Raw genomic sequence first — 9299 nt, 5'->3', positions numbered from 1 at the left:
CGATCCCCACTTGGTGTAGGTAAGATAAAAATCTACACCTCATAGTAATGGTGTAGCGATTTTTGTCAACTACGCCTTTGCTGTCGTGCTGTGTATATTGTGATTTTTACTACACCTTTCGGAGATTATTTATGATTTTTACTACACCAATTATGATTTTTACTACACCTTTAGGTGTTTTTTTTTAATTAAATCAAACGATTAAAAACACTAGAATAAAGAAAGAATAGAAAAGATAAAAAAGAATAGATCCCCGCCTTGTGGATAACTGCACGCCTGAGCCAGTTGAGCGATATGATAAAAGGATGTCGCAAACGCTGTTTGCTCCTCTTCAAAACAGACCTTCAAATCCTGGAAACCGAGGTAGCACCCTCGCAGGCTCGGGCAAATCGCTGAACATTCCTTTTGTCTCCGACCGTCCAGCACCTGAACCAGCTGTTCTTTCCGTGAAATTCAGTTCGCTTCGCTCACGGCTCTGGCAGGGGCGTGAGCGAAGCGAACTGAATGGCGCTACAGGCGATTTTCACTGACAAGGGATGGGGTTTCAACTGTGGGGGGAAGAAAAGCCCGCTACGGGCTTCTCATGGCGTTTTACGGTGGATCAGCTATACAGTGCTGTCTGACTTTTTGCTGTTGAGCAGCTCCTGCCCCCTGATTTTCCAGTCTGACCACTTCGGATTATCCCTCGACAGGTCATTCAGACTGGCTAATGCACCTAACAAAGCAGCGGTATCATCAACAGGCTTCCCCGTCTGACTGTCAACGAGCCCTGACATGATGAGCAGTCCGGCTGACTGGTACAGCGCATTGTCACGGGCTTTACGTGCGGCTTTTGCTTCTGCCCGCTTCTCTGCCTGAATCAGGTTCATCACCCTTGCTCTGGCTTCCTGTGCTTTCTCTGCTGCCTGCTCTGCCTGGATAAGCAGGGACAGCGTTTTAACATCCTGCGCTGTTTTATCCGCTTTATCCGTCAGTATCACCATGAGTCTCTGCTGTTCATTCGGCGACTTTAATCCGCGAATATACTGCACCCTGTCTGCCGCCCATTGTTCATGTTTTTCGCTTTTCGCCATGACTGTTTATCCTCTGAATATTAATGGGATAATTATGCTCAGTGATGGCAGAAGAGGTCAAATATCGGTAGAATCACTGATAAGCTTTTATTATCAGTGCGCACTTAGACGTTTCTCCACTTCGCTGCGAAACGGTGCGCGCCTTCCGCGGGATAAAAAAGCATGGCATCCTATCATCTCAGCGTAAAAACCGGCGGGAAAGGCAGCGCCTCTCCTCATGCCGCTTATATTGCGCGTGAGGGAAAGTATGCCCGTGAAAAAGACTCCGACCTTGAGCATAAAGAATCCGGCAATATGCCCGCCTGGGCGGCGCATAAACCAGCGGAGTTCTGGAAAGCCGCTGACACGTCTGAACGTGCCAACGGCTGCACCTACCGGGAAATTGAGGTTGCCCTGCCGCATGAGTTAAAACCCGAACAACGCCTTGAACTTGTCCGCGATTTTGTCCGGCAGGAAATCGGCGACCGTCATGCGTACCAGTTTGCTGTCCATAATCCGAAAGCCGCGATAGCCGGCGGCGAGCAGCCACACGCCCATATCATGTTCTCTGAACGCCTTAATGACGGTATTCACCGTGACCCTGAGCAGTATTTCAGACGGGCGAACAATAAAGAGCCGGAGCGCGGCGGGGCTAAAAAGGTGCGTTTCGGGGAAACGCCGACCGGACGTAAAGAGCACCTTGTCGCCCAGCGGGAACGCTGGGCTGACCTGCAGAATGAGTACCTTGAACGGTATCACCATGCTGACCGTGTTGATGCTCGCTCCCTGAAGGCGCAGGGCATTGACCGTGAGCCGGAGCGGCATCTTGGGGCGGGACAGGTACAGCGTTTCGATACTGGCCAGTTACAGGCCATTCTTGCGAGCAGGGAAGCAGAAAGGCAGGCGCAGCAGTCCCGTGATGAGCGTGACAGTGTGATTGACGTGACCACCTCACTACGGGAAGCCCTCAGTGAGCGGGATAATGTGTCCGTTAAGCCGGCGCAGGAACCTGAGCCGGAAGCCGCTGCCGGCATAACCTTCGATTTTGAAAAAGAGCCTGACAAGCTGAACGCACTGGTCAGCGATGCGATGAAGGGCATACAGGAAGAAATCGACCTTCAGTTCCTGGTTAATGATGCGATGGCGGAGTTTCAGGAGATTCATCAGGAAATGGAACGGCAGAAAGAGCGCATTGCGCTCGCTGAAAAGCAAAGACAGCAGGAGAAAGAGCGGCTGCGCATTGCCGAACAGAAACGACAGAAGCCCGATAAGGGCTGGTCATTCTCACGATAGACAGGATTTTACATGAGCGACGAGATTAAACAGATTGCCGCCCTTATCGGGCATCATCAGGCGCTGGAAAAGCGAGTGAACACGCTGACTGAGGAGTTTCAGGCTGCCTCCGCACAGTTACAGCGGCAAAGCGAAATATTGAGCAAGGTCATTCGGGAGCTGGACAGTGCGTCCGGTAATATGACTGAGACGGTCAGAAAATCCGTCATCTCCGCCATGGATCAGGTTGCGCAGGAGTTAAAACAAGCCGGTATTGAGCAGCAGAAGCCCGCCGTGAATGCCCTTAATCAGGTAGTGAAGACGGCTAATGACTCCGTTAACGCCATGCGCCGTGAAATGTCGCGCTATACGTGGAAGTCCGCGATTTATCTTGTGCTGACGATATTCTTCGTCCTGGCTTGCAGTGTGACGGCACTGACGTGGTTTATGAATGACGGGTACAGCCGGATTGCTGAAATGCAACGGATGGAAGCGGTCTGGCAGAAGAAAGCCCCGCTGGCTGATATATCGCGTTGTGACGGGAAGCCCTGCGTTAAGGTGGACACTAGCACTACGTATGGTGATAAAGGGGATAAAGAGAATACCTGGATGATTATCAAAAAATAAAATAACGGAGCATTACGCTCCGTTATTTGTTGATGTCGTGACTTACATAGGCAGGGAGATCGAGGCGGTTTCAAGCGATTCGCCGTCGTTCAGCCGGTTCTGCATGTCGCTGACGAAGGCATCCATCTGGCTGTTGGCAAAGAATTTAATTCCGACCAGTCTGACATCCTCATTCTCATCAATCACAATGCGTTCCCTGTCATTCAGGGTTTCGAGCATCCTTTCTTTCCAGGCGTCATCCAGCAGGCGGTCATCCCCTTTCGGCTCAAGGAATACCTGCCAGTAAGCGTTATCTGCATTGCGCGTCAGTATCATGATGAAATCCGGCATAAAGCCGCGCACGCCGCCGAACTCCGTGAGCTTAAAGCGCGTTGACTGCTCGTCATTACGCAGCACGTAAATATCGTCGTAACGCGCTCTGAGCTTCGGCATAAAGGTTTCCAGCGTTTTCACCAGACGATGCTCAAGCTGGTTCAGTATCGCGTTATCGTACACGTACCATTTTTTACCGATGGTCTGTGCGGCGGTGATTTTCTGGTTAATGACTACCGACGGGTCAATGTGCAGGCTGTAGTCTTTAATCACCTCTTTCACCGGCTGGCTGATAAAGCGGTACGTGCCCTTCACCTTCTGGTCATTGCGGCGCACGTTCTCTGAGAGACGCAGCAGAACGGTTTCCAGCAGGTGCAGCTTCTCTTTTGCCGGCACGGCGGAGAAATCCAGCGACTGCGGCACGGTGACGGTGATTATCAGTTTCCCCAGATAGGCGTCACTGCGGATGAACTCACGGATACCGGTCAGTTTCGGGAAGAATCGTTGCAGATTGTCCAGGGCGTAGAAGCTCACTCTCTGCATCGCCTTGCGATAAAAGCGCTCGTCCAGTATCAGGGGTTCAGGTTTTGTCATCCCAGTCGTTGTGCCCGTCAGGTTGTCCAGCGACTCCTCACCGGCGGTCTGATACGGTATCTCAAAGCGCGTTTCCAGCGAGTAGGTTTCCCAGTTGCGGCTGCTGCTCTCAATCTCTTCCACTTCGTTAAAGTACAGCCTACCGGTCTGATACACGGCGGACTTTTTAAAGTCCTCTTTCAGTCTGGCGTGCTCAATCGTGCCGCCGCCGTCCTGATGCACGTCGATGTCCGCCTGCTCAAGGGAGGCGTGCAGCGTTTTGATGTACGCCGGCTCATTGATGGTGTGATAGTGCAGTTGTTCCAGCACGCTCAAATCCTTTGCGCTGGTATCAAACCGACGGGTGAAGCTCCGCTTTCCGTCATACATGAACGGGAAGTAACGCGCACCGCGCCCGATAAGCTGCGCCTCGCTGTCCGTGCCGGTTTTGCTGCTGCTCGCCTGCTCGCTGATGCGGACGATATCGTAGAGGTTGAGGACGTCCCAGCCTTCGTTGACCTTCGCCACGGCGAAGACGGCTCTCACCGGATTATCGGTGTTTTCCAGCGTGTTCAGCAGAACGGGGTTTTCTTCCAGCAGATCTGACTTGTTGACGTTCAGCAGGTTGAAGTCGTTAAAGTCTTCCTGGATCTGCCCTATAACCGTCACTAAATCGCTGTCAGCGTAACGCTGAATCACTTTGTGCCAGATACTGGTGTCAGAGCTGAGCTGGACTTTTTTATTCGCCATATGGCGTCTGACGCTCTCAGGTGTCATTGCCGCAATCAGTTGCGAAAACTCCTCCTGCTTCACCTTTGATATCGCAATCTTGTTCGACTTGAACAGAATAACCGGCTTGAAGCCGGTGATGCCGTTATCCGCTGCCACCAATTTGCGGTACTGGCTTAACAGCACGGCATCGAGCATCTTGTCGCCGTCGTTCTGATTCGCTTCCAGCAGCATGACCTTTTTCGAGTAACCGTCTGACATGAACTGCTTCAGGTCATACTGATACACCACCCTGTCACGGTATTTATTCCCGATATCTTTGTTCGCCAGGTCAATGGTGGCGGTGTACTCGAACAGGCGGTTATCCGGTCGCAGAGCGAGGACGTTCTCAATTGTGCTTTCCCAGGTCTGCTCCTCGTTTTCCGGTGAGGTTTTCAACTTGCCTTTCGCTTTCGTTCCGGCGTTGAAGTGATGCGCTTCATCACCGAGAAGGACTAATGGGATTTCTTTCAAATCCTCGTAGGTGATGCTGTTCTCACGATAGCTGTTCAGCTCGTCGTGCATCTTGTGGATGGTTGAGAGCTTGAGGTAAATCGTGTTGCGTTCAGGCACAGACGGGAACGTCTCCACCGGTGCGATGGTGATTTTTTCCCCGTCGATTTCCAGCTCCTGACTGAACAGGTACTTCGGCGACTGCGGGTTAAGCAGGTTCTCACGGGTTTTCTGGATAATCGCGTCGGTATGTACGAAGAAGATGAAGTTCTGATACCCGTACTCTTTAAACAGATAGAGTATCGTCCCCGCCATCACCATCGTCTTTCCGGCACCAGTTGCCATGTGAAACAGCAGATGCCGGTAATGCAGCAGCGCCTCTTCACGTTTGCGCTGCGTGTAATGCAGGTAGCGCAGCGCCCCGTGCTGGTACGGGCGCAGGGCATCCTTCAGGTTTTCCTGAACGTAGCCCGGTGTCTCATAGTGGTCATGGAACAGACCCGGTTCATCAAACTGCTTCAGTTTGTTAAACAGCAGCTTCTCGCTGCCGGCTGACTTCGGTGTCTTCGCCATGCCGTTACTCCATTCCGTAGAAGCTGCGGGTAAAGGCTTTATCGCTCTCTGAGATGTTCAGGTCGCTGTCATCCATATCGGAAGCGTTCACGTAAAGCTGATTTTTATCGAGGATTTCAATCAGGAGCTGCTTCTGCTCATGCAGCTCCAGTTCGCTGAACGCGACTTTGCGGAAAATGCCGTCCACCTCATATTCAGCGCAGAGTACGTTCTCCAGCGCCACCTGATAGTTGAGATGCGCCTCTATTTTCATCACGGCAAAGAGTTTTTCCAGCTCTTCTGTGGACTGTGCTTTCTGGATTTCATGAACGAAGTAGGCGTTCAGTTCCATCAGCTCGGTGTAGATAAAACCGCCTCCTCCCTGCCATCCCACGTCTTTTGAAATACCAGTTTTATCACCATTTATAACGTTCACCATTCTAGGTATGCAAATATCCTTTATATAGTCCATTTGTTCTATGCCAATATACCTACGCCCCATTTTGTGTGCGACGGCACAAGTTGTGGCACTACCCAAATGAAAATCAAGAATTAAATCATTCTGGTTAGAAAAGTGATTTATTATTGTTTTTAACAAAAATTCTGGTTTTTTTCCACTTCGAAGCTCAACACCTCCCTCATGTCTACAGTTTCCAAAATATGATGCTAAATCATAAAAATTTTCTATTGGGGTGGTGTTTTGGGCGTTCTTGTTATTTAATTGAGCTGTGGGTACTCCTTGGTAGTACTTTCCCTTTGTTGCACTTTCTTTTTTGGGTCCGGTAAAGTATCTATAATCAAATCCATCATCACCGATTCCATAGACTTTATATAACACACCCAACCCATCTGTTTTCTTCCTGTCGCTTAGGAAATCCCTAAAAAAACGACCGGAGGAATTGCCATCTAAGATAGAACCAGTTGCCCATATTTCCTTTAGCCCAATCTCAGAAGGTTCTTTTTTCAATACCCTATATGAACTCTCATCAAATATGATGGTTTTTTTTCCGCCTAAAACCATCTCTTTTCCATCTTTTAACTCTTCAATGTAATGTGTGTATTTTTCGAACCCTTTTTCTGTCTCATTTAGGTTTGGTTCTGCCTTATTACTTTTTCTATATATATGAACCTGCTCAATCTGTTTGTGAAAGCTCATGTCTTGCTTTAATGTTTTGTTCGCATAGCGTACTTGGATATAGAATGTGTTGATATAATTATCAGCGCCAAAAACCATATCCATAAGAACTTTTAAATAATGACTTTCTGAGTCGTCAATATGGCAGCATATGAATGCGTCATCACTCAATAGCTCCTTAGCAGACTCCAGCCTATTTTTAATGAAAGTCAACCATGTTGAATGGTTGAACTTATCATTATATTTGAACCCATCCGAACCTGTATTGTATGGAGGGTCAATGTAAATTAGCTTTACTTTTTCTTTGTGAGTTAACTTGAGTAAATTAAGCGCAATAAGATTATTTCCTTTGATGATTAAATTATCATCAACGCTAATTTTTGTTATCTTTGAACTCTTTCCGTTTTTATCATAACGTGCTGTTTTTACTAAGGCTTTAGGTGAAAATAATCTATCTATTTCATCGGCTGCTATATTTTCATTATAATAAATCTCATTTTTACCACAGTCTTCTTTTGTCATTCCACCTTCAAGAAAACAATCTTTGAAGGGAAAGTCAAGAACTACATCTGAACTGTAATCAAGATATTTCCCTTCGCTCGACAAACCCACTTTGTTACGATATTTTGTGAAACTATTATTCCAGTATTCTTTGTATTTAAGAAGGCTGCGCAGCTTGTCAAAATCAAAAATTAAAACCCCATCAACATCAGTTCCATAAACGGATTTTATTTTTTCGTTAGTGACCAATGCCTTGATTAGATCTGGCTGCTTTTTACTGATAGCTTCACTCACCATTGAGCGGTGCAACTTATCCCCGTTCCAGAATTGAGGAAATGCTTTTAAAACCTTGTTCAGTTCTTTGATTAATTCGGTCTGCATGTCATGGCCTTATGACTGTTAGAGATTGAAATGATTCTAAGGTATCGCGTCCGATGCTGGAACCTGACAACGATTACACTGGATACAGTTGCGGAAAAATACACCCAAACAGGTAGTATTTAACATAAGAGTTCTTGCGCGCACCACTGCAACACCACTCATCGCCAAAACCCGCCGGAACGTCCAAAAGCGCGGGTGTTGCCGGCCAAAAACGGGCTGTTTTGGTGTTGCCGGCTTGTTATCAGAATCGCGGATCCGGTTTCAGCCGGTTTGCCGGCTGAAACAGCTATTTCTTCCAGAACTGCCATGATTTTTTCATCACCGGCTGCGTGGCAGATTCTGGTGTTGCTGGCAGTTTGGATTCGATTAGCAGCATGGCTTTTTTAAGGCTGTCGATATGGTCATCCTGACGCTGTATTTCCTTATCTTTGCTCTCCAGTAGCTGTTCTAACATGGCGATTTTTTGTTGCATTGCTGCAACAGGTAACTCATTTTCTACTGTTGCATCGTGCTGCATTGCGTCGTATTGCAACGCCGTTGCAGGTGATGCAGAGATAGCGCCAAAAACACGTAGCAACTCTGATGTTTCTATCTTTTTTGAGCCTGTTGCATCTGTAGATTGCGACAGTTTCCCTTGCTTAATGTAGCGATGTATTGTTGCTCTGTTTTTGCCAGTCAGTCTGGCTGCTTCTGTTACAGATACCAGCGCCATAGATACCTCAGAGTCGTCCGTACTTGGCTAAAATTTTCTCAAGGGTTGTCTGTTGTTTTGAAGAAAGCCATGAGAAAGAGCCATTCAGGTCGTATTTGCTTTGCATGTCACTCAAAAATTTAGCTTCAAAACTGGTTAACTGAATTTTTGCAGTGAGCGCATCGTGTAATATTTTTCCTAGCCCACTATGTAGACTAGATTCTGGTGTAGTAGCTGCTGATTTTGTCGATCTAGGAATGGATTCCTTCGCAAGTTCTGAAACAAGGTCGATCTGTTTATCTAACTCAACCTGAAATATAAGGGTATCTGCGGGCCGGCCTCGTTTTTCAATGGATAAATTCATATTGCTATGACTGTTTATATCTTTCATAGCAGCCTTCAAAACCCAGCGATTAAGCTCTTTAAACTCAGGGTAGTTTTTATCAAGCATTAACATGAACTTAAAGTCTTTAAGACTTATTTCTATATTTGCCTTATGCGTTTTCCTTTGTGTTAGCTCCTTTAAAAGCCATTCATATATGCGCATAGAGTATTTATTTTCAAAAGACTTAACATGCTCAAGGTTATACTTAATAAATCTCTTTATTTGAAATAGATAGGGCAATATATCTTCACTAAAAACTAAGATTAATGATTGTGTTCTACGATTAAACTCAGCCAGATTAACCCATTGGAAAATTCTCTTAGAGACGTCTCCAGTCGGATAAATGATCTCTACGGTTCGAGTCATTAACTCACTGGTTGCACTGTTTAATCGATGATAAGCGTTATCAGCTTTTAACCCCATCATCTCTGCATACTGCTGATAGGTGAATGAGACAGTACGGTCTGCTCTTGTAGGGTTTTCCACTGTTGGATTTAGTAATGCCACACAACACAAAATCAGTTTTGTTTCATGCTCGGTTAAATCGTAGCGACTCATAGCTAATTCGTTAGCTTTAAAAACTACCAGCTCAGACAT

General features: G+C 47.0%; 7 protein-coding genes. 2 read left to right on the top strand and 5 right to left on the bottom strand.

Going from position 1 to position 9299, the window contains the following annotated elements:
- Positions 1-605: 605 nt before the first annotated feature.
- The gene (gene traD / locus ETA_RS00035) at positions 606-1073 is read right to left on the bottom strand and encodes a conjugal transfer protein TraD (protein WP_012443157.1); all 468 of its coding nucleotides are present in this window, start codon (positions 1071-1073) and stop codon (positions 606-608) included.
- Between the two features lie 162 nt (positions 1074-1235).
- On the opposite strand from traD, the gene mobA reads away from it, so the two are divergent.
- On the top strand, positions 1236-2345 hold the full coding sequence (gene mobA / locus ETA_RS00030; RefSeq protein ID WP_012443156.1) for a mobilization protein MobA: 1110 nt from the start codon (positions 1236-1238) through the stop codon (positions 2343-2345).
- A gap of 12 nt (positions 2346-2357) precedes the next feature.
- Entirely contained in the window at positions 2358-2951 is a 594-nt protein-coding gene (locus ETA_RS00025; RefSeq protein WP_012443155.1) for a mobilization protein MobX, read from the top strand.
- 42 nt (positions 2952-2993) lie between these two features.
- Here the strand turns inward: ETA_RS00025 and ETA_RS00020 are convergent, their stop codons facing one another.
- The 4 genes from ETA_RS00020 to ETA_RS00005 all read right to left on the bottom strand — a co-directional run bounded on the left by ETA_RS00020 (position 2994) and on the right by ETA_RS00005 (position 9299).
- Complete coding sequence (locus tag ETA_RS00020) at positions 2994-5630, bottom strand: DEAD/DEAH box helicase family protein (protein WP_012443154.1); 2637 nt, start codon at positions 5628-5630, stop codon at positions 2994-2996.
- 4 nt (positions 5631-5634) lie between these two features.
- The gene (locus ETA_RS00015) at positions 5635-7626 is read right to left on the bottom strand and encodes a DNA methyltransferase (protein ID WP_012443153.1); all 1992 of its coding nucleotides are present in this window, start codon (positions 7624-7626) and stop codon (positions 5635-5637) included.
- Positions 7627-7912: 286 nt separating this feature from the next.
- Positions 7913-8338, bottom strand: coding sequence for a helix-turn-helix domain-containing protein (locus ETA_RS00010; RefSeq protein WP_012443152.1), 426 nt, complete (start codon positions 8336-8338; stop codon positions 7913-7915).
- A gap of 7 nt (positions 8339-8345) precedes the next feature.
- On the bottom strand, positions 8346-9299 hold the full coding sequence (locus ETA_RS00005) for a replication initiation protein (protein WP_012443151.1): 954 nt from the start codon (positions 9297-9299) through the stop codon (positions 8346-8348).

The organism is Erwinia tasmaniensis Et1/99 (assembly GCF_000026185.1).
In the GTDB taxonomy this organism is placed as follows: Bacteria; Pseudomonadota; Gammaproteobacteria; order Enterobacterales; family Enterobacteriaceae; genus Erwinia; species Erwinia tasmaniensis.
This window is presented reverse-complemented; position numbering and strand designations above follow the sequence as displayed.

Excerpts from the sequence above, each read along its gene's own strand:
- traD (WP_012443157.1), bottom strand. The coding sequence starts at position 1,073 with ATGGCGAAAAGCGAAAAACATGAACAATGGGCGGCAGACAGGGTGCAG.
- mobA (WP_012443156.1), top strand. The coding sequence starts at position 1,236 with ATGGCATCCTATCATCTCAGCGTAAAAACCGGCGGGAAAGGCAGCGCC.
- ETA_RS00025 (WP_012443155.1), top strand. The coding sequence starts at position 2,358 with ATGAGCGACGAGATTAAACAGATTGCCGCCCTTATCGGGCATCATCAG.
- ETA_RS00020 (WP_012443154.1), bottom strand. The coding sequence starts at position 5,630 with ATGGCGAAGACACCGAAGTCAGCCGGCAGCGAGAAGCTGCTGTTTAAC.
- ETA_RS00015 (WP_012443153.1), bottom strand. The coding sequence starts at position 7,626 with ATGCAGACCGAATTAATCAAAGAACTGAACAAGGTTTTAAAAGCATTT.
- ETA_RS00010 (WP_012443152.1), bottom strand. The coding sequence starts at position 8,338 with ATGGCGCTGGTATCTGTAACAGAAGCAGCCAGACTGACTGGCAAAAAC.
- ETA_RS00005 (WP_012443151.1), bottom strand. The coding sequence starts at position 9,299 with ATGTCTGAGCTGGTAGTTTTTAAAGCTAACGAATTAGCTATGAGTCGC.